A 22342-nucleotide genomic window follows, 5' to 3' on the forward strand; every position below is an offset into this window, starting at 1 on the left:
TACTGCCGAATAAAGCCACGGGTGCGGATGGCCGCGTTGAGCGCGTCGGTGACGAGCTCGGCCCGCATGTGATCGGCCATCGACCAGCCCAGCAGGCGGTGGGAGAACACGTCGATGACGGTGGCCAGATACAGGAATCTCCCGCCGGCGAGGGGCAGGTAGGTGATGTCACCGACCGAGGCCCGGTCGGGGACGGGTGCGGTGAAGTTCCGCCGCAGCAGATCGGGCACCGCCTGGGCGGCGGGGCCCGGGATCGTAGTGCGGTGTCGCCGTTTCAACCTCCGTCCCTGAATGCCGTGTTGGCACATGAGCCGCTCGATGCACTTGCGGTTCACCATCACGCCGCCTGCGCGGAGTTCGGCGGTGATCCGCTTGGCTCCGTACGTCTTCCCGGACTCCGTGTGGACCGTGCGTATCCGCCGGGTGAGCGCGGCGTCCGCGGCCTTCTTCGCGGCCCGGGCCGGGGCGGTCCTCAGCCACCGGTAGAACCCGGACCTCGACAGGTTCAGCACGGTGCACAGCCGCTTCATGCCGAAGGCGCCGCGGTGGTCGGCAACGAACTCGAAGCGGCTCACCAGTTCGTCTGGCCCGCAAAATATTTGGCCGCCCGGCGCAGGATGTCGCGTTCCATCTCCAGCTCGTGGACCTGCTTGCGCAAGGCGGCGATCTCCGCGTCCTTCGTGGACTGCGCGACCGCCTCGGGCCGCTCGGCATGCTCCGCTGTCTTGATCCACTGTCGCAGCGTCTCGTGGTTCACGCCCAGCTCGGCGGCAACGCGCGAGACGGGCCGGCCCGACGAACGGGCCAGTGCCACCGCGTCGGCTCGGAACTCCGCCGAGTACTTACTGGCTCTAACAAAAGCTTTTGATCATGTGACTGAGTACTTGATCGCTCGTTGGTCTGGTCGTGGGGAAACGTCAGTCGCGGCCGTGGGTCGTGTCGGATGAACTGTGGGCGTTGATCGAGCCGTTGCTGCCCGAGCCGGCGCCGAAGCTGGTGGAGGGGCGGCCGCGGGTGCCGGACCGGCAGGCCCTGTGCGGGATCCTGTTCGTGCTGCACACCGGGATTCAGTGGGAGTACCTGCCGCAGGAGCTGGGCTTCGGCTCGGGCATGACCTGCTGGCGCCGCCTGGCCGCGTGGAACGAGGCGGGCGTGTGGGACCAATTGCATGTGCTGCTGGAGAAGCTGCGGTCGAAGAACCAGCTTGACTGGTCCCGGGCGGTGATCGACTCCTCGCACGTGCGGGCCGCGCGGCGGGGCCCAAAAGCGGGCCCAGCCCGGTCGACCGGGCACGGCCGGGCAGCAAGCACCACGTTCTCACCGACGGCCAGGGGATCCCGCTCGCGGTGTTGCTGACCGGCGGCAACCGCCACGACGTCACCCAGCTGTTGCCCTTGCTGGACAAGGTTCCGGCAGTTGCCGGGCTCGTCGGCCGGCCCCGGCACCGGCCCGACGCGCTGCTGGCCGACCGGGGCTACGACTACGCCTGCTATCGCCGCCTGCTCTGGCAGCGCGGTATCCGCCCCGTGATCGCCGAGCGGGGCCAGCCACACGGCTCCGGCCTGGGCATCTTCCACTATGTCGTCGAGCGCACGACCTCCTGGCTGCATGGCTTCCGTCGCCTGCGCATCCGCTGGGAGCGACGCGACGACATCCACGAAGCCTTCCTCGGGCTTGCCGTATGCCTCATCACTCACCGACACGTGCAACGGCTTTGTTAGGGCCTTTTATAGGTCCCCACCTGGGACTCCTCTCCCTGGACTCAAGATCCAGTGTCGAGGTGTCCACGATCAAGGTGGAGGGCCCGGTGACACCACCCCCCGGATCATCAACAACCGGAGGGGAAGTCATGCCGGACCCGAAGGCCGGAGGCCCCATTGCGGAGCCAACGAAGACGGTAACAGGGGGCGGCTCGCGATCGGAGTGCGGTACCCGGCTCGGGTCTTCGGTCTTGGCGTTCAGGCGGGAGTAGGGGGAACGGCCGCAGAAGCCATGGCCGTTCGGGCGGTTGTGCACCGAATTCCTGCTGATCAGTTCCTGCCCCACCCCTGCGAGCACCGGCCTGCTTCCGGAACGTGGAATCAGGCGAATGTGACACTAGGACTCCGACCTACTCGTCACCGGCCACATAAAGCGAAACGGTCCGCCGACTCCGTCGGCGGACCGTCACGAAAGATCGAGGCCAATCGTGGAGGACTGAGGAGCGCGGTAGCTTGTAGCATTACGTCGCGGGCGGCAAATCTTGGCCGGGCTCGAGGATTGTGGCATCATGCGCTGTGCCATCCGGAGTGAATGGGATAACGTCGCCACGCACTGACACTATCCATCCAACAATTTCCTCGATGATTGGATCTCCGGGCCTGTTCTCCCAGTACGCACGGTACCCCGCCCGACAAGGCATCATCCCGGCGATTTTGCGGGTCATGATCAGTCGACGGAAGTCGGGATACTCGGTCACCGGCCGCATTACGCCACGATCGGGGTCAACGACGAGAGCTGCGTGTGTTACGAGGTCCCAGCCCTCGACATCGGCTTGGTGATTCTCGAAGAGGGCAATCCAGCCAGTGCTATTGAAGTCTGTCATTTCTTCCCTGTGCTGATGAACTGCACTGCGGGGCAGTATTGACGCCCCGCAGTGCAGATCGAATATCGAAGTGCCCCTATTCAGGGAGGATTTCACTTCCCATCTTACGAAGCGGATGAGCCGTTCGCAAACTGCCGTCCTCGTTGAGGATGACACGCAGCATAGTGGTCCGAGTTTGGTCCCCGGTTAGTCCGTACTTTTTGACCTCGTACTCCGAGAGCTTTCCTACGTAGTTCGGTTCGCCGAAGTCCCAGTCGTAGACCCACCCGTCACGCTTCGAGCCATCCGGGTTGGTGCCCCAGTTGCGCCGTGGCGTACCTCTGTTCACCGCATCCTGGAGGCGTGCCTGGAGCCTGGCCTCTCCCTTCACGTACTTTCCTTCGAATATCCCCTTGTATTCATCGACGCGTTCGCCGCCACTTCGGTGCTTTTTGAGGAACTCCACGTAGTCGTCACCGAACGTGACAACCGGACGGAAAACCTTTGATGCCTGAGCTGCTTTATCGACCGCGTCGATAGCGTCCTTGAGTTTCTTCGCACGCCCGAGCGGTGCGGCAGCAGCGAGAGCAATTGCTTGACACGACTCGTTCGTGACATCCGGCTTGTCTGTGCATGCCTGGATATCTTCGATTCCCAGAGCGGCCAGGTAGCCCTGACTGACACCGTTGAGGAACTCCTCGGCCAACATCCAGGGCGGCACCGTCCTCCATGTCCTCACCGGCAACCTCAGCCACCAGATCGAACACCACCTCTTCCCCGACCTGCCCAGCAACCGCTACGCCGAGATCGCTCCCCGCGTCCACGACGTCCTCACCGCCCACGGCATCCCGTACACCACGGGCCCCCTGCTGAAGCAGTACGCCTCCACCTGGGCCCGCATCTGCCGCATGGCCCTGCCGAACCTCCAACGGACGGCACCCGCCCGGCCACGAGGCGAAGATGCCGCCTGAGGGCAGTGCGAACGCTCTTCGGAGTGCCGGGTGCCCCTCAGGCTTCGCTCAGCTGAAGGCTTTCCAGCTGGTGCCAGCCGCGGGCTGCGAGCCGTTCTTGGAGGCCGAGTGCGGGGCGTGCGCGCAGGATCAGACGCAGGGGAGGTGGCAGGGTGCGGGCGGCGTCGACCAGGGTCTCCAGGGAGCTTCGGGAGAGGCAGTGGACGCCGGTGAGGTCGACGGTCACGTCCCCGTTCTGCCGGCGACAGGACCTTAGGGCCAGGGCCAGAGGGATCTTGTGGACGCCTATGACCTGGCCGACGAGCCTGATGCCCGGCGGGTGGCCCAGGGGCGTGATGAACATGAGATCGTCGATGAAGTGGTCGGACATGGCTGGAGTCCCCAAAGCTATGCACCGCCGGGGAACAGAGGCGGTCGGGGAGTTCGCGGGCCGAGTCGCGGCGGTTCCTCGTGCGATGCCGAAATGGCGGGCTCAGATCCCGCAGACACAGCCGCTGACGTAGGGGTACTCCCTGGACCCCGAGCGATCGCCGGACCACGGCGCCGTAGCAACGGACGGCCGACAGTTCACGGACTACCAGCAGCCTACCGCCCGATCCCCGGTGCTGACAGCCCGTTCAGGGGCGGGCGGGTACGGCCGTGCCGTACCCGGAAGCCGGTCGGCAAGCCTGCGATGAAGCTTCTGATGGACAGGGCGTCGAAGAGTGAGTTCATCGACACCACCCGCACCCTGGCCTCGACGGACACGACCGCCCCAAGGGCGAGGCGCGCCCTGTCTGCGGTCAGTGCGGAGCCGTCACGGTGGTGCATGGATCAGCGGGCGAGGAAGGGCTCTGATCGTCCCCTGGGGGACGACATGTCGCTTACGTGAGTTGCGGTCTGCCGTCCCCCGGTCGGGGGACGGATCGATCTCAAGGGCAGTGACCGGCGGCCCGGCACACCCGTTGGACAGGCCGCAACCGCTCGCGCTGGTCCGTTTTCCTGTGGCCGACGTGCGGCGCACCACCCCTACGCCGCACGTGCCGAGGAACGTCGGATGACCCGTCGCACCCCGCGCGCCTGCCTTCGCGCCCTGCGCTTACCGCTGGCCCCGCCCTGCTCACCGGTGCCTGTCCCACCGGTACCGCCCGCGCCGTCCCGCCGCCGCGCTCGAGCAGCGGCTCCAACGACTGCACCTGCCGGCCGACCACCGCCCATCCGCGGCCGGTGGTCCTGGTCCACGGCACCGGCTCCAGTGCGGTCCTCAACTGGGGCCTGCTCGCCCCGCATCTGGTGCGGCGCGGCTACTGCGTGTTCGCCCTGGAGTACGGCCGGACCGGGCCGCCCCTGATCCACGGGCTGGGCCCGATCGAGGACTCCGCCCGGCATCTCGACGACTACGTCGACCGGGTCCGCGCCGCGACCGGTACCCGCAAGGTCGACCTGGTCGTCGCCTCGCAGGGCGACCTGATGCCCCGCTACTGCCTGAAGTTCCACAGGAGGGAGGCGGAGGCGCAGGTAATGGGTGTGGCGTGGGCGGGGTCGAGGATGTTGGTGATCTCGTAGTGGGTGATGCGGTGCATCGCGGCGGTGGCGAGGTGGCCGGAGAGGTCGAGCGGGCACGGTCCTGGATGTAGAGGTTGCGCACGACCGCCGCGCGGCCAGGCGCCGACTCCCGGCGGCGTACGGCGCAAGGCGGGTGGCTGCTGTCCGCCGGAACGGCGGCGAGGGCTCACGGTTGTGTCGGTTCCGTGCCGGTCTCGCCGGGAAGCCGCAGGTCGTCGCGGACGACGGCGCGGGCGAGGTCGCCGAGGTCCATGCCGTGGCTGAAGGCATGGGAGCGCAGCAGGTCCAGTGCCTGGTCGACAGAGACGGCGTGGTGGTAGCAGATGACGCCGACGGCTTGGTGGAGGAGGGCCTGGGGCTCCGGGAGGCGGACCGGCGGCGGGCGGCCCTCGGCAGTGCAGGCGGCCTGCAGAAGCAGGAGCGCGGCACCGAGGTGATCGGCGGCGGTGTGCCGGTCGGCGAGGGGCAGCGGGCCGGGCCGGTCGCGGTAGAGGCACAGGACGAGGCCTCCGCGTTCCGGGGCGCGGGAGCGGGGCGGGGCGGGTAGGGCGAGGACCGCGCGGATGCCGCGGGCTCGGGCCTGGTGGGCGAAGAGGGGAAAGAGCCGTACGACGCCGGGATCGGCCAGGTCGTCGGCGAGAACCGTCGCTCGCTGCTGCAGGGCTTGCACGCACGGGCCCTCGCCCAGGTTGATCTGCAGGGTCTCGCCCGCGTCGGCCAGCGGGCCGTCGCCGCACAGCGAGATTCGGCGGGCCAGGGCGGCGTCCGCGGCCAGGGCCAGCCCGACCGAGCACGGCGTTTGCAGCGCCGCCCGGCAGATGGTGGCGAGGGAGCCGGGACCGTGGTGATGGCGGAGCAGGTGGTCGGCCAGCTGCGCGGCCTTGGGCCGCGGGCCCGTCACGGGGGGCTCAGAACCGAACAGGGCAGGGTGGCAGGGGTCATGGTGCGGGCTCCGGTCTCCGGCATTCACCGCCGGTGCCATCCCGACCGGAAGCCAATGTCAGTGTCGTCAAGCGCTGAGAAGGCGGTGGTGTGCGCGGGCGGCCTGCCCTCACCTCATGCCTGAACCACCTGCCGTGAGCCAGCCCGGCCACGATCTGTTACGGGCCCCGGCCGGGCCTTGTCCGCCGGTCGACAGGCGGGCGTCAGGCTACGGGCCGGGGGGCGCCGAGCGGCTTGTGCTGATGCTGATGCGGATGGTCGTGCCGTGGTGGGTGGTGCGCATGTCGGCAGCGTCGCTGAGCTGCCGGATGATCCACAGTCCCCGGCCGTCGAGATCGGCGGTGTTGGGTGGCAGGTATCCGGCCAGGGCGGTGTTCTGGGTGCCCTCCGGGTCGGTGATCTCGCAGAACACTTTGCCGGCGGTGGTCCAGATGCGGCAGCTGCCGGCTCCGCCGCCGTGCCGTATGGCGTTGGCGGCGGCCTCGTCCACACAGATCAGCAGGCGGTCGATCCGGTCTGCGGGCAGCCCCGCGCCGCGGGCGAGCCGGGCGGCGAACGCACGGAGCTCGGCGATCTGTCCGGGGCCGCTGAAGCGGAACTCCTTGCAGCGTCGGGGCGGCTCGGGCAGCGGCACGGTGTCGCAGGCCGCGCTGAAATCCTCTGGGCTGACGTGGGCCGGGTTGGGCCGGTGGTCGGCGCCGCTGGTCAGGGTGGGGTGGGTGAGCTGGGCGGTGCGGAGGACTCCGGCGGGCAGGACGCGGGTGTCGTAGGGGCACAGGTGCCAGGCGCCGGTCGAGGCCAGGGCGAGAGTGAGCAGGGACTCGTAGCGGGTCCACTCGCGGGCCTGGTCACCGGTGAGTCCGGCCCAGGGCGTCTCGCCCAGGACCCTGGTCGGACCTGCGATGCCGTGGGCCTGGTCGTGGAAGGCCAGCAGCGCCTGGGCGGGGGTGCGGTACCAGTGGGCGGGGGCGAAGGCGGCCTCCTCGGCCCGCGCTCCCAGATGGTCTTGCAGCAGGGCGGTGTTGTGCGGCGTGGTGGCGATGAAGACGGGTTCGCCGGCGGTCAGTCCGTCGCGGGCGAAGGGCACCGCGGCGGCCAGGAACTGCTCGTCGCTGCCGTACAGCAGCAGGTGGTGCGCGGGGGGTGCTCCTCCCGGCGGGGACGGTAAGCGCGGCTCAGTCATCGGGGATCTCCTCCAGGAGGGTCAGCGGCAGCTCGGGCCGGTTCCAGCCGCAAGCGAGCAGCATGTCCGCGATGACTGGGGTCCTGGTGTGCAGGATCAGGCGCTGGACGGGTCCCAGCGCTTGGGCGAAGGCGGCCAGCGCGTGCAGTGAGGCGAAACTGAAGAACGTCACCTCGGTCAGGTCCAGCGTGATGTCATCGGGAGGTGCGTCCACGGCGAGCAGATGGTGCATCAGGGCGGACTGGTTGGTCATGTCGACCTGGCCGGCGAGCCGCAGGCCAGGCGGATCGGCGGTATGCCAGATCCGCAGCAGCGCGTCGGTGTACAGCGGGGGCACAAGGGACCTTCTCCCTGCGCACACCGTGATGGGCTCCGGGACGCTCTGATCGGCGCCTGCCACGACTGTCGGTGACCGTCCGGCATTCTGAGCCGTCCCACGGTGTGGCTCTCGACCGGTCGCAGAGGGCCGGGGGAATGTCCGCTGGCGGCATGGGGCCTCCCCTCGACGGGGCCGCCGAATGCCGGCATCGAAATGGGTCTCACACCGGTGGAGGCATCCACGGAAGCACTTTGAGACTACGCCCATCCGGCATCACAAAGCGGACATGGGCCGCCCGGACATTGTGCGCTGCCGTGGACACCGCCTGCGCGTCGGCGTCTCGGCCGCGCGGTCGCCGGTTTCGGGAGGTGCTCGGGGCTGACGCCCTGATCGACGCCGGGCGCGTCACTGCGGGCTGTCCGGGTAGCTGTCGGGCCGGCCGCGGTCGGGCGGTGCCTCTTCGGCGAGGATGTCGTGGAGCGGCAGCCGGTTCCGCAGGACGGTGTGGGCCAGTGCGAACTGAACGCATCGGCTGGGGTTGGCCAGGCTGAGGCTGCCGTCGGCGTGGTGGATGGCCTGGCGGATGCCGAGGAGCGTGAAGAAGCTGGCGCCGTCGCAACGGGTCACCTCGGACAGGTCCATGGTCAAGTGTCGGCTGCCCTCGGCCAGGACCTTGGAGGTGAGTTCGCAGAGCGCGGGAATGCTGCCCGTATCGAGCTCGCCGGTCAGGGCCAGCGTCATGAAGTAGTCAGGAATGATGGGGGTGCGTTCCAGGGTCATCCGCAAGCCCCTGCCCCGCTGGTTCGGGTCGGTGCTCATTTCGGTCACCCCTGCCTGGCGGCACGTTCGGCCAGAGCCTTGGCGTGGGCGTGCCGGTAGAACGCAGCGCCGGTCTTTGAACCGGCGCGATGATCACGGCGGATCGCCGCGTACAACTCGGCCGTGCTCACCGATATGCGCATCCGGGCCCCCAGAGGACGAGCACACCGATCGTCCCACCATAAGCCCTCAGCTGCCGTCGGAACGGGGCAACACCAGCCTTCAGGCCGCGATGTCGCCCCCCGGAGCCGGCGGCAACCCCATGGCGTGACTCCCCTACGAAACCACCCTGGCCATGCTCGAACCGGCACCCGTCGACCCGGCCGCGGACAAGAGCCCCGTATGGGCCCGGCCCGGAGAGCCGTGCGGACCTAGTACTCCAGTGGGACTTCACCATTCCCGCTGGTCAGGCGCGGTTTTTCGAGCCTAGCGGGCGGACGGTGCACCACGGGCCGGTTTCGGGGAGCCGTCGTGAACGGCGGGCCGGGACGTGCAGGCTCAAGGCATGATGGCGGACTTTGTCACGGGACGCTGGAGTGCCGAGCTCGAAGACCTGTTTTTGCGGGTGAGCGGAAGGTTCGGCCGGGTCGAGGTGCGGCGTCGAATGCGGGACTACGTCCGGGGCCTGCTGGGCCCGGTCGGCCGCAAGAACAGCTGGCAACTCGCCGAGTACGCCGGTCACAACGGCCCCTACGGCCTGCAGCACCTGCTGTCGTGGAGCCGGTGGGACCCCGACGAGCTGCGCGATGACGTGCAGAGATACGGTGCCGAGAAGCTCGGCACCGCGGACGGCGTCCTGATCGTCGACGACACCGGGTTCATGAAGAAGGGCACCGTCTCGGCCGGGGTGCAGCGGCAGTACTCCGGCACGGCCGGGGCTCGTTCATAAATAACTGTCAGAGTTGATCTGTAGGGGTGTCCTCTGCGGACGCGAGACGAGCTCGCAGTTGTTGGAGCGTGCGTGCAGGTGAGCCAGGTATCGGTGTGACGGCGATGCCGTGCAGGTCGAGGATTCGGTGTCCGTCTTGGAACTGGTTGGACAGGTTGGTGCGTGTGACGCTCAGCATCTGCGCCATCAGGGTGCTGGTCGCGGCCCTGCGGCGGTGCAGGAGCGCGGCGAGTAGGCGGTGGAAGTGGTCCAGGCTGCTGGTCTGCGGATGAAGGTAGCTCCGGGGTCGGTGGAAGCGACGCTGGAAGGCTGCCTCGGCCAGGGCGTCCCAGTACGGCTCCGAGACCGCCACGAGATGCGCGAACTCCGACCGTGCCAGGCCGGTCAGCGTCGGATCGGAAAGCAGTGACGTCACGGCGGGATCGATCGGCCGACGAGTAGCCGGTTCCGTGGAGAGGCCAGGAGGGTCCGGGGCCAGGGTGTAGTTCCCATCGCCGTGGAATGCGTCGGGTGTGATCGGTAGGGCGTGGAAAACGGCGGCCGTGACGGTGGTGCCGAGAGGGTAGTCGCCGGTGTCCAGTTCGGCGCCGATCCGCAGTCCGGCCGCAGTGGTCGTTGCGGCGATCGTCTCGAGCACGACCTGGTAGCTGGTCAGTGGCCGTCCACGCCAGTTGGCGGTGATGTGGCAGAACATCCGATGCTCGATCTTGTTCCACTTCGAAGTGCCTGGCGGGAAATGGCATACGGTGATCTTCAGCCCGCTCTCCCAGGCGAAGGTGTGCAGCTGTTTCCTCCAGGTCCAGTAGCGGGGATTGTTCGAGCCGCCAGCATCCGCGGTGATCAACAGTCGGTCCGCGTCCGGATGGTCCGCTCGGCCGTGGCGGTGCCACCACCGGCGGATGGATTCCGTCGCGAACTCGGCGGTGTCATGATCGGTCCCGACGTTGACCCAGCCGGTGTTGGTGGCCAGGTCGTAGATGCCGTAGGGAATGGCCGCCGACTGGTCGTCGTCGAAGAGGTGGGAGTGACAGTCCACCTTGATCGGATCCTTGCAGGGGCGCCAGACACGGCCGGGCCGGTCGCGGTTGCCGATCCACTCCTTGGCCTTGGTGTCAACGCTGATCACTGGCTGGCCACCGTTCAGGAACGTGGTGGCGGTGGCGTTGATGTGCGCGAATTGGGCGTCACGGTCCTGATGGCGTGCGCCTTCTGTGGTTTTGGCCGTGCCCTGCAGGCTGTAGCCCATCGCGTGCAGCAGACGTCTGACGGTCGTAGCGCCGACCGGATGCCCCTGCTCGGACAGGGCCTTGGCCAGGCTTCGCAGCGACAGGGTGGTCCAGCGGAGCGGGGAGACGGGATCGCCACGGGTGTGCGGCTCGATCAGCATCTCCAGAGCTGGCAGCAGGCCGGTGTCGGTGGCCGTCAACGGCTTGCGCCCGCCTCCCGGAGCCCGGATACGGTGCGTCGGCGCCGCGTGCGCCTCCAGCTCGGTGATCCCGCGCGAGATGGTGGCGGTACTGGTTCGGGAGACGTCGGCTACCAGGGCGATTCCGCCATGCCCGAGCGATATGGCCTCGCTGGCGAGGTAAAGCCGACGACGGCGCTCGTCGAGATGCGGCAAGATCTGCTCGAACTTGTACTGCAGCACGGCAGCAGGAACGCGTACTTGCGAAGGCACGGTCATGTCACAGCGTCCCACTGACGACCGTCCCACAGATCAACTCTGACAGTTGTTCATGAACGAGCTCCCGGACGGACCGAGAACTGCCAGATCGGCGTTTTCGCCGCCTACGCCTCCAGTCGGGGGCGGGCGCTGGTGGACCGGGAGCTGTATCTGCCCAAGTCGTGGACGAACGATCTGGGCCGCTGCCGGGCCGCTCGCATCCCGGCCGATCGCGGCTTCGCCACCAAGGGGGAACTGGCCCGCTCCCTGGTCCTGCGCGCTGGCCTCGTCGCTGCCGATCGCCTGGGTGACCGCCGACAGTCTCTACGGGCAGGAGTGGCGCTTTCGTCACCTGCTCGAGCAGGCCCAGGTCGGCTACGTGCTCGCGGTCCCCAAGTCCCAGCAGCTCAAGTCGCTGTTCGGAATCTGGCGCATCGACCAGTTGACTGCCGATGCGCCGGACGAGGCCTGGCAGATCTTGTCCTGCGGCGACGGCGCCAAGGGTCCGCGCGTCTACGACTGGGCCGCGGCGAAGCTGCCCGTCAATATCGTCTTCGATCCTGATCCGCCCACGCACGAGCGGTGGATGCTGGCCCGCCGCAGCCTCAAGCGTCCCAACGAGATCGCCTACAACCTGGCCTACGCGCCCGTGGGTGCACTGCCGTTGAGCAGCTGGTCGGTGTCGCCGGCTCCCGCTGGGCGATCGAAAGGCCTTCCAGGCCGCCAAGGGCCAGTGCGGCCTGGACCAGTACGAAGTGCGCCGCTACCGGGCTGGTATCGGCACATCACCCTGGCCATGCTCGCGCACGCCTTCCTCGCCGCCATGGCCGCGGCGGCGGTCAAAAAACGGGGCGGCCGAAACAGCCCAACCGGCCTGGCCCCGCTCACCGTGGCAGAGGTCCGGCGGCTGCTGGCTGCTGTCCGCCCCGGCCGGCGCACCGCGGTGTCGGCGCACTGACCTGGTCCCGCTGGCGCAGACGCCACCAGGCCATCGCCCGCGCCTGCCACTACCGCAGACGCGCCCGCGGCTGAGGCGGCTCCCCGAAACCGGCCCGTGGTGCACCGTCCGCTCGCTAGGCTCGAAAGACCGCGCCTGACCAGCGGGAATGGTGAAGTCCCACTGGAGTACTAGTCGTGCTCCTCTGTGGGTATTCACATGCCGCTCACACCTCTTCCACGGAGCCCTGGGGGAGGAACTTCGCGGACTTCTGGGCGAGTACGTCGGCCAGGAAAGCGGGCGCCTCGTCGCCGAGCATCCGGTGCAGGGCGACCAAGCTGGTGATCGCGGTATCGGCGACTTCCTCCTGAACATCGCGCCATGTGTGACTTTGGCCCTTTCTGGGGTTGGTGCCCCAGGCGCCGACCACGGCCTGCGCGGACTCGCCGACCTCCTCGGAGAGCTTGAGGACCTGCAGCGTCCACTGCTGTTCCAGGGGCATCCCGCGCTCCGAGTCCAGGCTGGTGAAGAGGTTGGCGAGCTGGCCGATCACGTCCCACAGCGGTGGGTCCGGTGCGTGTGTGTTCAATGTGCGCTCCTTGGTACGTCAGCGAAGAAGGTGCCGGCCGTTGTTGGCCGCGGGAGGGGATCAGGGGACAGGTTCCGCAGGGGGCCCAGCACGGGTTTGGTGTCCAGTCGCGTGTACCACTCGGTGGCGAGAATCCGGTGCCGGGCGTCGGCGGTGAGGCCGGACAGGAGAGCCGGCAGGGGGCGCTGGCCCTCGACTTGGCTTCTGTGGGCAAGGATGGCGCGCCACTTCGTCTCCGCCCAAGCGCTCACGTCGACGGTCGCGGTCACCTGCTCGTCGGGGGCGCTGCGGACCGCCTTGCCGACACGGCTGAGGAGGCTGCCGAGTTCGCCGACGCCCGACTCCGGATGCGTTGTCAGGTACAGGGCGCTGGGCTGCCAGGGCGGGCCGGCCTGCGGGTAGAGATGGGGGAGCCCGGCGGCGTGTACAGCGAGCAGGGTCACGCGGTGTGTATGGATGTGGTCAGGGTGTCCCGTCAGCTGGCCGTACGCGTCGTGCGTGACGATGACGTCCGGCCGTAGCTCGCGGATGTGCCCGACGAGCAGCTCAACCACGTCATCGAGGGGTGCATCGCACAGGCGGGGCATCCCTGGAGCGGATTGGGGCACGCGGGCGTCGGCGTAGCCGAGCATCCGGGGTTTTCCGGCCCCCAGGACGGCGAGCGCGTCCGCGAGTTCACCGGCTCGGTGGGTGTCGGGGGCCCAGGTGGTGGTGACCACGGCGGTTGCCGCGTCGGCGGCGGCGTGCTGTGCGAGTACGCCGCCGGCCAGAAGGGATTCGTCGTCCGGGTGGCCGAAGATGCCCAGAAGGGACGGGCGGGGAGCAGCAGGAGGGGATGGGGTCACGGCGGTGGTGCCTTTCTGTCGAATCCGGTGGGGCGTGGCCTCCGGGCTAGGCGCGGCCGGGGGAGCGGTAGGCATGGAAGTCGGCGGGCGGGTGGTCGAGTGGCAGAGGGTCTCAGGCGGTCAGGTACTGGGCGTCGGTACGAACAGCAGGTTGGTCAGCGCGTTCAGGGACCAGAAGCGCCAGGAGCCGATGGCTTCCTCGCGCTGCGTCGGGACGTCGGCCCATCGGGCGACCAGGACGGGCACTGTGACCCGGACGACGTCGCCCACCCGGTTCAGGAGCGTGTACGTCGCCGGGCTCGCCACGAGACCTGTATTTTCCCGGAGTTCGCGGATGGCGGCCTGGGCGAAGGTCCTGCCCAGCTCGACGGTCCCGCCGGCGAGCTTCCACATACGGTGACGGTGCCACCCGAGCAGGACTCCGTCCGAGCCGTGCACGATCACGTCGATCCCAGCGCCGTGTTCGGCGGAGGCGGCGCGCTGATGCGGGGGCCGCTCGGTACGTGCTGCGGGCGGCGGGCCGCGTACAGCCGGTAGGAGAGGTGGTTGTCCGGCTTCGGGGAGTCGATCGCCGTGACCGAGTCCATGGTGAGGCCGTGCTGGAGCAGGAGGCCCGCCCACAGTTGCGGCGTAAGGACCCACATGTCTACCGGGTGGTCTTCGGTGGTGCCGGGCAGCCGCAGGATCTCGGGCCGCCGGGTGACCTCGGTTGAGGGTCCTGTGCCGTGGGAGTTGGTGTGCAGCGCGGTGAAGACCAGCCGACCGCCCGGTTTGAGGCCGTTGGCCAGGGCGGGCAGAAGTCGGTCCGGGTTCAGGTACGGCATCGAGCCGATGGAGTAGATCAGGTCGTACGGGTCGATATCGCGCAGGTGGGCCACGGCGTCGGCGCACACCAGGTGCAGGCCCGGGGTGTCCGGGTAGCGGGCGAGGGCGCGCTGGTGCTGGGTGGGGGAGGCGTCCACGGCGGTGACCTCGGCGCCCAGGGCGGCCAGGTGGGCGGCGTGCCGGCCGAGGCCGCTGCCGACGTCGAGCACGCGCAGCCCTTTCACGTCACCGAGGGCTTCGAAGCCGGGGCCGGTGTCCGGGATGCCCCAGTTCCACCGGTCCAGCTCCGGCAGCTGTAGCTTCCGGGCCAGCTGGTGGGCGCCGTAGATGTTCCAGGTTTCGATGGTGTGCGTCTCGGTGTTCACCAGGTTCTCCATCGGGTGGCCGGGGCGGGGGTCAGGGGCGCAGGGCGTAGCAGCGGAGGACGTCGAGGTCGACGGTGTGGACGACGGACCAGCCCGCGGTGAGGATCTCGGCTTCGGCGGGGGTGATTCCGAGGTGTTGCCGGGGGTCGGTGTCGGCGCGGCGGCCGGAGATCTCGGTGGCCACCCAGAAGATCCCGCCTGGTGCGAGGAGGCGGCGGACGCGGTCGAGGAAGGCCGCTTGGTCGTCGATCCACCGGTAGACCAGGCGGCAGGTGATGACCGCGTACGCCCGGTCCGGCAGGGCGTTGAGGTCATCGGTGGTGATGTCCATGCACCGCCAGACCGGGCCGGGCCCGCTGTCCTGGGCGGCGGCGAGCGCGACGGCGCTGGGGGAGCAGTCGATGCCGGTCGTGCGGTAGCCGAGCTGTTCCAGGCGTCGGGCCAGAGCGCCGTCGCCGCAGCCGAGGTCGAGGGCGGGGCGGGCGCGGCCAGGGCGGAGATGATCCTCCAATAGCCGGATCTCGGTGTCGTCGAGCTGCCGGTAGCGGCGGCCGTCGGCCCAGAGCCGCTCCCAGTAGGCCGCGGCTGCGGGGGACTCGGTGGTCATGAAGCTCCTTCACGAGCGGGCGGCACGGTTGCGCGGCCGCGCGGGCGGGCGGAGTGGGCGTGTCCCGCAGAGCGCGGACGGGGAAGCCAGTAGCAGGACGACGGGTACGACCCCCGGTGGTCACTCGCGGCCTCGCTGCCGAGCAGGTACCGGTAGGCGGGGATCGTCCGGGCGGTAGCCCGCGGGGCCAGGACGGCGACCGTCACCGGGCCTCACCCCCGGCCGCCAGTTCCGGGGCGACGACATTGGCGTACCGGTGCCCGGCGGCGAAGTGGCGCAGGATCTCGTGGGTGAAGAGGTGGCAGTCCTCCGGCGGGCTGGTGGGATCGATCCAGGCCAGCTCGGTGTGGGTGCCCGGTTCCCGGTTGTACGGCTCGCCCTCCCAGCTTCGGGCGAGGAACACGGCGCCCACCACTCGTTCTCCGTCCGCGGCGTGGAGGTGGGTGAGCTGGCAGAAGTCGAGCCGGTTGGGGGTGATGCGGATGCCGACTTCCTCGGCGAGCTCGCGCGCCGCGCCTTCGTCGAGGAACTCACCGGCTTCGAGTCGGCCGCCGATGATGGTCAGCAGGCCGGGGGAGTGCCATGAATGCTGCTGGTGTCGGACCGTGAGCACCCGCCCGTCACCGGGACGCTGGAGCAGCACCATGACGTGGGCGATGCTCCGGTGGACGTCGCTCAAAGCCTGTTTACCCTCATGAGCCGGTCCAGGGTCCGTCGGCCCCGGGCGGTGACCTCTGGCTGGTTGTTGTCCGGGCCCCAGGCCAGGCAATTGACCGCGTCCAGTGCGGTCAGGCAGCGCAGCGCGTGCCGCTCGGCGGGGGTGAGCGCGCGCCCGTATGCCTGGAGGAACGCCTGCTCGCGGTCGGGGTGGTCGAGCCACTCGGTGACGGTGAGGATGACGAGGTCCTGGACGCGGGCGGCCGGCCGGGTGCGTTCGAAGTCGACGAGCGCGAGCCCGGCCGGGGACCACAGCCAGTTTCTCGGCTGGTTGTCGCCGTGGACGTATCCGACGGGCACCTGGCCGACGCGGCGGAGCAGGGCGGCATGGTCGCGGATCATCTGCTGCTCGTCCGCGGTGAGCCGGTCCCCGGCGCGGGCCAGGTGCTTCTCCGCTCCGTCGGCAGCGGCCTCAAGCGATGCTTCGGCCTCCGCCCGGTCGGCGCGGTCGAGGTCACCGGCTTCGTGGAGGCGGGCGCACAGCGCGACGGCCTGCCGGTGCACGGCCCGCCACACGCCGGGGGTTAGGCCGAGCCCCGGCGCCGGGGCGCCGGGCACCGCGGTGAGCAGCAGGGCCAGGTCCTGCGCACGGCTGTCGACGAGGTGGGGTGCCCGGCTGTGGCCGAGCGCGGGGACGACGTGGCGGTAGGCCAGGGTCTCGCGGGTGAAGAACTTCTCGCTGGGCGAGACCTTCACATAGCGGCGGGCGCCGCCTGCGCCCTGTAGCTCCCACACCCGGGAGCGGTCCCAGTCGTGCGAGGCGTCGCGTACGGCCACGACGGGACCGATTCCGCTGCTCCGCCCAGCGCCGCACCGTCGCGGGCAGGGATTTCGTCTGCCTCACGCCGCGCACCTCGCGCTCGGGCGTGAAGTGCGTAAGGAACGGGGGACGCGGCCATCGGCAGCGGTGAGGGATGGGGGCATGGCTCCTCCTGGGTGGTGCCCGTGCCGTCGCGCGGCAGGACGGGCGGGAGACAGACGGGGGACGGGTGGGGCGGAAGCGGTCAGCGGTCCTGGGACAGCTCCAGCAGCTCGGCGAAGGTTCCGCCGCTGTGGACGAGGTCGTCGTAGCGGCCCTGTTCGGTGATCCGGCCGTGCTCCATCACGACGATGTGGTCGGCGATCTTGGTGTTCTCCAGGCGGTGGGTGACCACGATGGTGATGCGGTCGGCGGCGATGGCCTTGATCTGCTCGAAGATCTGGTGCTCGCCGCGCGGATCCATCTGGGAGGTGGGCTCGTCGAGGATCAGCAGCCCCGGGCGCCGGTACAGAGCCCGGGAGCAGGCGACGCGCTGCCACTGCCCGCCGGAGAGCTCACAGCCGCCGAAGACGTCGCGGGACAGGAGGGTGTCCAGGCCCGCGGGCAGGTCGTCGACGGCTTCGCGCAGTCCGACCGCGTCGATGGCCTCCCACACCGGGGCGTCGTCGTGGGTCCGGGGCTGGCCGAGGGTGACGTTCTCGCGGACCCGCAGCGGCCACTGCGCGAAGATCTGCGGCACCAGACCGGTGTGCGCCCACACCGTGGCGGGGTCGACCTCGGCGAGGTCGGTGCCGTCCCAGGTGACCTTGCCCTTGTCCGGCAGGTAGATCCCGGTCAGCAGCCGGGTGAGGGTGGACTTGCCCGAGCCGTTCGCCCCGACGATGGCGAGGATCTGGCCGCGCCGCAGGGTGAGGGAGACCCCGTCGACGGCGGGCTTGTCCTTGCCCGGGTACTGGTAGACGACCTCCTCGAGCCGGATCTCCTCGGTCGGCGCGGCGTGGGTGCGGGGGCCGCGCCGGGGGGCACGGGCGGCGGCCTCGTCGAGGAAGGACTGCATGTCGCCCAGGTACAGGCTGGTGTGGAAGACCGCGGCACCGTTGATGACGACCTGGGAGAGCGCGGCGAGGGTGGTCTGCACGGCGATGACGGCCGTCGCGGCCACCGCGAGCTCGATCCGGCCCGACACCGCCAGCCACGCCAACGCGCCCCAGGTCGCCACCAGGAAGACGCCGCCGGCCAGCGCGGACAGCAGGGCGATCCGCAGGGTTTGCGGCGCGGCGGCCAGGGTGCGCCGGTCACACCGGTCGGACAGGGCCCGGTACCAGTAGACGAGGTAGTCGGTCATGGAGTTGGCGCGGACCTCGTCGCCGTACTTCGGTGTGGTCGCCCACCAGCGCATCATGCCGCGCACGTTGCGGTCGGCGATGTTGGCGTAGTGGATCTCGTAGTCGACCCGGGCGGTCAGGACGGCGCCGACGCCGGCCGGCAGCACGGCGAGCAGGAGCAGCGGCAGCATCAACGGGTTCAGCACCGACAGCACTCCGCCGGCGGTGACCATGCGGATCAGCGCGGACAGGAAGCGCTGGGCGTCGGTGACCATCACGTGCGTGCGGATCACCCCCATCTCGGCCGCCTCATGCCGGTCCGAGAACCCGTCCTCCGCGTATGCGGCGGCCTCGACCCGGCATACCGCCTCGACAACAGCGGTGTCCGTCTGAGTGGTCAGCCGGGGGGTGATCCGCCGCTCGGCGTAGGTGGCCACCGCCCCTGCGCCGCGGCCCAGCGCGGCGGCGAGCGCCACGACCAGCAGTGCCGGCAGGGCGCCGCGCAGCCGGTCGCCGGCGGTGCCGTCCCCGAGGACGGGTTCCATGGCGTGGGCGGTGGCGGCCAGCAGCACGGCGGCCGAGGCGCCCGTAGCCACCTGGCAGCCGAGGAGGAGCTGCACCGCCCGCCGGTCGGTGCGCCACGACAGCCGGGCGATCCGGCCCAGGACGGCCGGGATCTGCGCGCACATCCGCCGGAAGGAGACCTCGGCGAGCGGATTGACGGAGTACTGCCCGCTGTAGGTGATCTCTGCGGGAGGAGGCGGGGGCGGCGCGGTGTGCTGCTGCTCGTTCGTGGCGGTCGAGGTCAATGCGGGGTCTCCCTGGACAGTCGTCCGGTGTGGTCATGAGGCTCAACGACCGGGCCGGGATTTCGAACTGATGTGTTTCGGTCACTCCCGAATCGGTTGCATGCGAAGATCGCGTGATGGGTGAGGACAGCGCGCAGGCCGCGTATCAGTCGTCCATCGGCGGCGAGCCTTCGCAGACGCCGGCCGGCGTCTGCGAAGGCGGCGACGCGGTCGGTCCAGCCCGGTTCGGCGTCGGGTCGCCGGGCGGCGTCGGCGTTCACCAGGCGCCGCATGGCCGCCACGGAGCGGTCGAGTGCGGGCCCGGCGGGCGGATCGACGGAGGGGCGCAGGGTGGCGAACTGGGACCAGACGTCTCCGGCTTCGAAGGGGTCCAGGCCGGCTTCGCGGATCATGACGGACAGCAGCATCACGCAGCGCTCGCGGGTGCCGGGGCTGCCGGTCTCGGGCAGGGCGCTGCGGCTGTCGGCGCAGAACACGTCGTGCGCCACGTCCATGCCCTCGGGGCCGCCGAAGGCTTCGGTCTCCGGCTCGTAGATGCCGCGGATCCAGCCGGTGATCTGCTGCTCGGCGACGAGGCGGTCCAGCAGGGCCGCGGAGGGGCGTTCGGTGCGCAGGCGCAGCCCTGCATCCTTGCGCAGGAAGTGGAAGTGCTGGTCGTGCAGGGCTGCCGACAGGGCCTGGGCGGCCTCGGGGCTCACTGCGCCGCCGGGGAAGGCGACGCTGGCGTGCCACCAGGTCGTGTCGTGTGTGATCGGTAGGTTTTCGTCGTCGAAGGTCATAGGCGTGGGCGTTCCTTGTCAGCGGGGCGGTGCGGGGTCAGGTGATCAGCAGCACGCTGGTCCAGTTCGTGGCGTTCGTGCCGTCGAGGGCGAGCTGCGCACCGCTGCGGCCCTCCATGAAGCCGGGCTTGGACAGTTGGTCCAGGTCGGTGGCCAGGCGCTGCTGCAGGTCGTTGATCAGAGGAGCGAAGCGTTCGGGGGCGGGGCTGTCGGCGGCGACGGCGCGGGCGAGGGTCACCAGACCTGCCCAGCCGTGGCACAGCGTGGCGTCGGTGATCCGGGCGAGGTGAGCGGGCTCGGTGAGCGTGCGTACGACGGTGTCTTCTGCTGTCTGGCGTCGGGCGCGGTCGCCCAGGGCGAGCGCGGCGAGCTGTTGGGCGCGGGCGATGCCGGGCCGGCCGTAGCACCAGGACGGGCGGGCAGGCCCCGGCTCGGGCGGCTCGGCGGCGTCCAGGTGGGCGCGGGTGGTCCAGTAATGGCCGCCGTACCGGTCCAGCCAGCGGGCGAAGACCTCGATCGCCTCGTGCTGGCCCGGCACGAGGACGCCGTGACGGGCGGCGAGGGAGAGCACCGACAGGGGGCCGGCGATGCCGTGCGCCATGCCGTTGTTGCTGTGCCCGCCGGCCATCTCCTCGCCGCCGGGCCCCACCGCGGACCACCACCCGGGCAGCCTCTTCCCCTCGGAGTAGACCGGCTGGGAGAGGGAGACGAGGTAGAGCAGCACGTCCGTCAGCCGGGTCGAGGCCGCCGGGCGAGTCAGGAGCAGCGCGCCCAGTCCCGCCAGGCCCCGGATGTGATCCCATTCCGCGAGGCCCGCAGTGCCCCAGAGGACTGCCGCCGCCGTGCTGCGAGCAGGCGTGCGTCCACAATGCGGTCGACGACCTCGCGTACGTCGGGACCGGCGTGTCCGGCACGGGCGAGCACAAACTCCAGCGCCGGGGCTCCGTGGAACAGCACGAGCAGCGGGAACGCGAGGAGTGCCGGCGTCATCAGATCGCCGAAGCCGGTGCCGCCCTCGACGAGCGCGTCCGTCCAGGCCGAGAACGCGCCCGAGGTGGTGAAGACGTGGACCAGGCCGACGGCGATGACCACCGCGTTGAGCGCGAGGAAGACGGCGACCAGTGGGATGGCCACGCTCACGGCCTCGCTGAAGCCCAGCAGGAACACCTCGCCGAGCACCAGCAGCAGAGCCACGGTGAGGGCCACCTCGTGGCCGTGGAGAACCTCGGGGAAGAACGGGTTCTCCACCACGTGCACCGACGCGTCCGCGGTCGACAGGGTGATGGTGATGATCCAGGACGTGGCGACGAAGCCGAGCAGGACCAGGACGAACAGCTTGCCCCGCCAGAACGGCAGCAGGTCCTCCAGCATCGCCACCGACCCGGCGCCGTGTGGGCTCTCCTTCGCCACCCGCCGGTACATGGGCAGCATGCCCAGCAGGGTAAGGGCCACGATCAGCAACGTCGCCAGGGGAGACACCGCGCCAGCGGCGAGTGCGGCGATGGCCGGCACGTAGGCGAGACTGGAGAAATAGTCGACCCCAGTCAGGCACATCACCTTCCACCAGGCATGTGGCACGGCGTGCCCTTCGCCGGCCGCCGGTCCGACGGGCTGCACCTGGTGGCGCAGCATCCACCGGGCCAGGCGACCGGTGGGCTGCGGACGCAGCGCGGGGCTGTCCACCACCTCGGGCACGGTCGGCCCGTTCGCGTCTTTCCGGTCCGCCATCAATATCTCCTCGCTCTCGCGCACTGGTCAGGCAGCACCGCACCGACGGCACAACGATCACCGAGTATGCGGCCTGCCTGTAGTACCCGGGTCGTACGTGTCGGTCATGGCGACGCGCGGGCTCGTTGACGAGCGGAGAGGGAGTGCATCCCGGAGCACTGCGAAAGTGGTCCTTCGGTCCAGCGCGGGGTTCGGTGGCCATGACGCGGACCATGATCAGCCACGCGATGTGGGTCGCACGCTCCGAGCTGCCTCAAGAACGAGGAAGCGGGATGTGGCCGATGACAGGGGTTCGAGAGCGCGTGTATGGACGCCGTGCAGGGCGAGCGGACGACGTGCGGCGCCAGGGGGCGGCCGCGGGCCGGGCGAGCCCGTTCGTACGACCGCCGCTCCCGCCCTCCAGCGTCAGGCGGGCGTACGCACCCGGCCGCGTGAACCACCCGTACGGGAACCGTCAAGACCAGCTTCCGTCGCACGGCCGACAGGACTTCGTCAAGGTGGACGGGCTGCGACCTGGCGCGGGCTTCGGCAGCGGTAGGCGACCGCGTTCCGGCGCCCGCCCGTACCGCCGGCATCCGCCCGTACCCCATGGGGAGTTGATCGTTCGTGAGCATCGAGAACAGGGTCGGTCTCGTCGTCGCCCCGAGTCTCGTCGGTTACCTGCTGGCCGCGCTGACCCGCCCCGGAGAAGTTCTGACCGGCGCCGGACGGCCGCGGGCGCCCGCACGCCGAGGCACCGCCGCACCGTACACGGCATCGGCGTCCGGGAAGCCCGGGAGCGCGAGGTCGCCGGAGCGAGGGACGGCCCGGAGGGAGACCTCCTCACTCCCTGGGAGGGGGGCTGGCCATGGTCGTCACGTCGCGCCGCGCGCACTCCCGGACGCGGGGTGGCGCGGTCCGTACGGAGTCCTGGTGCCGGACTGGTCGGCATGCCGCGTAGGGAACGCGTCAAGAGGGGCGTCCGGGGCGTCAGGACGGCGTCAACGGCGGCGGTGAGTGGCCGAAGAGGCTGTTTCCTCGTCTGGTCAGAGAGTCCGCCCTTCCTTCTTCCGGGGGTTCACGATGGCCGACGTGGCCTTCGTCGTCACCACGGTCGCGGTCTTTGCGCTGGTGGCGTTCATCGCCAAGGGGGTGGCGAAGCTGTGAGTGCCGAGAGCGTGAT

General features: G+C 69.9%; 21 protein-coding genes and 5 pseudogenes. 6 read left to right on the forward strand and 20 right to left on the reverse strand.

Translation table 11 applies throughout. The features are described 5' to 3' along the window. Positions 1-14 precede the first annotated feature (14 nt). Both IE242_RS22685 and IE242_RS22690 read right to left on the reverse strand, forming a co-directional pair. A pseudogene (locus tag IE242_RS22685) lies at positions 15-575 on the reverse strand (IS3 family transposase); the annotation flags it as partial. Continuing rightward, positions 572-835: pseudogene (locus IE242_RS22690) on the reverse strand (transposase); the annotation flags it as partial. The pseudogenes IE242_RS22690 and IE242_RS22685, both read right to left, overlap by 4 nt. 71 nt (positions 836-906) lie before the next feature. Here IE242_RS22690 and IE242_RS22695 point away from each other — a divergent pair. Next, a protein-coding gene (locus tag IE242_RS22695) for an IS5 family transposase (RefSeq protein WP_444545843.1) occupies positions 907-1721 on the forward strand; the annotation gives its coding sequence in 2 pieces (ribosomal slippage) (positions 907-1233 and positions 1236-1721; 813 coding nt in all). Between the two features lie 939 nt (positions 1722-2660). On the opposite strand, the gene IE242_RS22700 is transcribed toward IE242_RS22695, so the two are convergent. Next, positions 2661-3272 (reverse strand): hypothetical protein, encoded by a 612-nt coding sequence (locus IE242_RS22700; RefSeq protein WP_189862086.1) that lies wholly within the window; start codon positions 3270-3272, stop codon positions 2661-2663. On the opposite strand from IE242_RS22700, the gene IE242_RS22705 reads away from it, so the two are divergent. Beyond that, complete coding sequence (locus IE242_RS22705) at positions 3250-3534, forward strand: fatty acid desaturase family protein (protein WP_229859288.1); 285 nt, start codon at positions 3250-3252, stop codon at positions 3532-3534. The genes IE242_RS22700 and IE242_RS22705 overlap by 23 nt on opposite strands. 37 nt (positions 3535-3571) lie before the next feature. On the opposite strand, the gene IE242_RS22710 is transcribed toward IE242_RS22705, so the two are convergent. Next, positions 3572-3904 (reverse strand): hypothetical protein, encoded by a 333-nt coding sequence (locus IE242_RS22710; protein ID WP_189862088.1) that lies wholly within the window; start codon positions 3902-3904, stop codon positions 3572-3574. An 836-nt stretch (positions 3905-4740) separates the two neighbouring features. Here IE242_RS22710 and IE242_RS22715 point away from each other — a divergent pair. Further along, the gene (locus tag IE242_RS22715; RefSeq protein ID WP_308436775.1) at positions 4741-5079 is read left to right on the forward strand and encodes an esterase/lipase family protein; all 339 of its coding nucleotides are present in this window, start codon (positions 4741-4743) and stop codon (positions 5077-5079) included. Positions 5080-5245: 166 nt separating this feature from the next. On the opposite strand, the gene IE242_RS22720 is transcribed toward IE242_RS22715, so the two are convergent. From IE242_RS22720 to IE242_RS22735, 4 genes are all read right to left on the reverse strand, one after another. Further along, positions 5246-5980: an ANTAR domain-containing protein gene (locus IE242_RS22720; protein ID WP_189862089.1), complete on the reverse strand. Its 735-nt coding sequence runs from the start codon at positions 5978-5980 to the stop codon at positions 5246-5248. Between the two features lie 249 nt (positions 5981-6229). Further along, the gene (locus IE242_RS22725) at positions 6230-7204 is read right to left on the reverse strand and encodes an anti-sigma factor RsbA family regulatory protein (protein WP_189862091.1); all 975 of its coding nucleotides are present in this window, start codon (positions 7202-7204) and stop codon (positions 6230-6232) included. Further along, on the reverse strand, positions 7197-7541 hold the full coding sequence (locus IE242_RS22730) for an STAS domain-containing protein (RefSeq protein ID WP_189862093.1): 345 nt from the start codon (positions 7539-7541) through the stop codon (positions 7197-7199). Before IE242_RS22730 ends, IE242_RS22725 begins: the two co-directional genes overlap by 8 nt. Positions 7542-7928: 387 nt before the next feature. Then, positions 7929-8342 (reverse strand): STAS domain-containing protein, encoded by a 414-nt coding sequence (locus IE242_RS22735; RefSeq protein ID WP_189862095.1) that lies wholly within the window; start codon positions 8340-8342, stop codon positions 7929-7931. A 505-nt stretch (positions 8343-8847) separates the two neighbouring features. Between IE242_RS22735 and IE242_RS22740 the strand changes: the two are divergent. Then, positions 8848-9219: pseudogene (locus IE242_RS22740) on the forward strand (transposase); the annotation flags it as partial. Here the strand turns inward: IE242_RS22740 and IE242_RS22745 are convergent. Next, positions 9219-10915, reverse strand: a pseudogene (locus IE242_RS22745) (ISAzo13 family transposase); the annotation flags it as partial. The pseudogenes IE242_RS22740 and IE242_RS22745 sit on opposite strands and share 1 nt — an antisense overlap. Positions 10916-10981: 66 nt before the next feature. Between IE242_RS22745 and IE242_RS22750 the strand changes: the two are divergent. Beyond that, positions 10982-11826: pseudogene (locus IE242_RS22750) on the forward strand (IS701 family transposase); the annotation flags it as partial. A 231-nt stretch (positions 11827-12057) separates the two neighbouring features. On the opposite strand, the gene IE242_RS22755 reads toward IE242_RS22750, so the two are convergent. The 11 genes from IE242_RS22755 to IE242_RS37925 all read right to left on the reverse strand — a co-directional run bounded on the left by IE242_RS22755 (position 12058) and on the right by IE242_RS37925 (position 21180). Beyond that, complete coding sequence (locus tag IE242_RS22755) at positions 12058-12420, reverse strand: MazG-like family protein (protein ID WP_229859292.1); 363 nt, start codon at positions 12418-12420, stop codon at positions 12058-12060. After that, complete coding sequence (locus tag IE242_RS22760; protein WP_229859294.1) at positions 12417-13265, reverse strand: PIG-L deacetylase family protein; 849 nt, start codon at positions 13263-13265, stop codon at positions 12417-12419. Before IE242_RS22760 ends, IE242_RS22755 begins: the two co-directional genes overlap by 4 nt. Positions 13266-13385: 120 nt before the next feature. Then, complete coding sequence (locus IE242_RS37920) at positions 13386-13709, reverse strand: NUDIX domain-containing protein (RefSeq protein ID WP_308436776.1); 324 nt, start codon at positions 13707-13709, stop codon at positions 13386-13388. Continuing rightward, positions 13706-14455 carry a class I SAM-dependent methyltransferase gene (locus IE242_RS22765; protein WP_229859298.1) on the reverse strand — a complete coding sequence of 250 codons (750 nt, stop codon included), beginning with the start codon at positions 14453-14455 and terminating at the stop codon, positions 13706-13708. The genes IE242_RS37920 and IE242_RS22765 overlap by 4 nt, the downstream gene beginning before the upstream one ends. Before the next feature lie 31 nt (positions 14456-14486). After that, complete coding sequence (locus IE242_RS22770; RefSeq protein WP_189862099.1) at positions 14487-15062, reverse strand: class I SAM-dependent methyltransferase; 576 nt, start codon at positions 15060-15062, stop codon at positions 14487-14489. A 202-nt stretch (positions 15063-15264) separates the two neighbouring features. Beyond that, positions 15265-15741, reverse strand: coding sequence for an NUDIX domain-containing protein (locus tag IE242_RS22775; RefSeq protein ID WP_229859300.1), 477 nt, complete (start codon positions 15739-15741; stop codon positions 15265-15267). Further along, a complete protein-coding gene (locus IE242_RS22780) occupies positions 15738-16556 on the reverse strand; it encodes a phosphotransferase (protein WP_229859302.1) in 819 nt (272 codons plus the stop codon). Before IE242_RS22780 ends, IE242_RS22775 begins: the two co-directional genes overlap by 4 nt. 227 nt (positions 16557-16783) lie before the next feature. Next, on the reverse strand, positions 16784-18673 hold the full coding sequence (locus IE242_RS22785; protein ID WP_189862101.1) for an ABC transporter ATP-binding protein: 1890 nt from the start codon (positions 18671-18673) through the stop codon (positions 16784-16786). Next, positions 18670-19452: a thiopeptide-type bacteriocin biosynthesis protein gene (locus IE242_RS22790; protein ID WP_189862103.1), complete on the reverse strand. Its 783-nt coding sequence runs from the start codon at positions 19450-19452 to the stop codon at positions 18670-18672. The genes IE242_RS22785 and IE242_RS22790 overlap by 4 nt, the downstream gene beginning before the upstream one ends. 37 nt (positions 19453-19489) lie before the next feature. Next, positions 19490-20245, reverse strand: a complete 756-nt coding sequence (locus tag IE242_RS22795) for a lanthionine synthetase LanC family protein (RefSeq protein ID WP_373299563.1) — start codon at positions 20243-20245, stop codon at positions 19490-19492. Then, positions 20209-21180: a hypothetical protein gene (locus IE242_RS37925; protein ID WP_373299560.1), complete on the reverse strand. Its 972-nt coding sequence runs from the start codon at positions 21178-21180 to the stop codon at positions 20209-20211. The genes IE242_RS22795 and IE242_RS37925 overlap by 37 nt, the downstream gene beginning before the upstream one ends. Positions 21181-22176: 996 nt before the next feature. On the opposite strand from IE242_RS37925, the gene IE242_RS22800 reads away from it, so the two are divergent. Next, a complete protein-coding gene (locus tag IE242_RS22800) occupies positions 22177-22326 on the forward strand; it encodes a hypothetical protein (protein ID WP_189862207.1) in 150 nt (49 codons plus the stop codon). The last annotated feature ends 16 nt before the right edge of the window (positions 22327-22342 follow it).

Origin of the sequence: Streptomyces poonensis (assembly GCF_014650915.1) — a bacterium.
Classification (GTDB): domain Bacteria; phylum Actinomycetota; class Actinomycetes; order Streptomycetales; family Streptomycetaceae; genus Streptomyces; species Streptomyces poonensis.

Coding starts and splice junctions, on each gene's coding strand:
- IE242_RS22700 (WP_189862086.1), bottom strand. CDS start 3,272: ATGTTGGCCGAGGAGTTCCTCAACGGTGTCAGTCAGGGCTACCTGGCC.
- IE242_RS22710 (WP_189862088.1), bottom strand. CDS start 3,904: ATGTCCGACCACTTCATCGACGATCTCATGTTCATCACGCCCCTGGGC.
- IE242_RS22725 (WP_189862091.1), bottom strand. CDS start 7,204: ATGACTGAGCCGCGCTTACCGTCCCCGCCGGGAGGAGCACCCCCCGCG.
- IE242_RS22735 (WP_189862095.1), bottom strand. CDS start 8,342: ATGAGCACCGACCCGAACCAGCGGGGCAGGGGCTTGCGGATGACCCTG.
- IE242_RS22770 (WP_189862099.1), bottom strand. CDS start 15,062: ATGACCACCGAGTCCCCCGCAGCCGCGGCCTACTGGGAGCGGCTCTGG.
- IE242_RS22790 (WP_189862103.1), bottom strand. CDS start 19,452: ATGACCTTCGACGACGAAAACCTACCGATCACACACGACACGACCTGG.
- IE242_RS37925 (WP_373299560.1), bottom strand. CDS start 21,180: ATGGCGGACCGGAAAGACGCGAACGGGCCGACCGTGCCCGAGGTGGTG.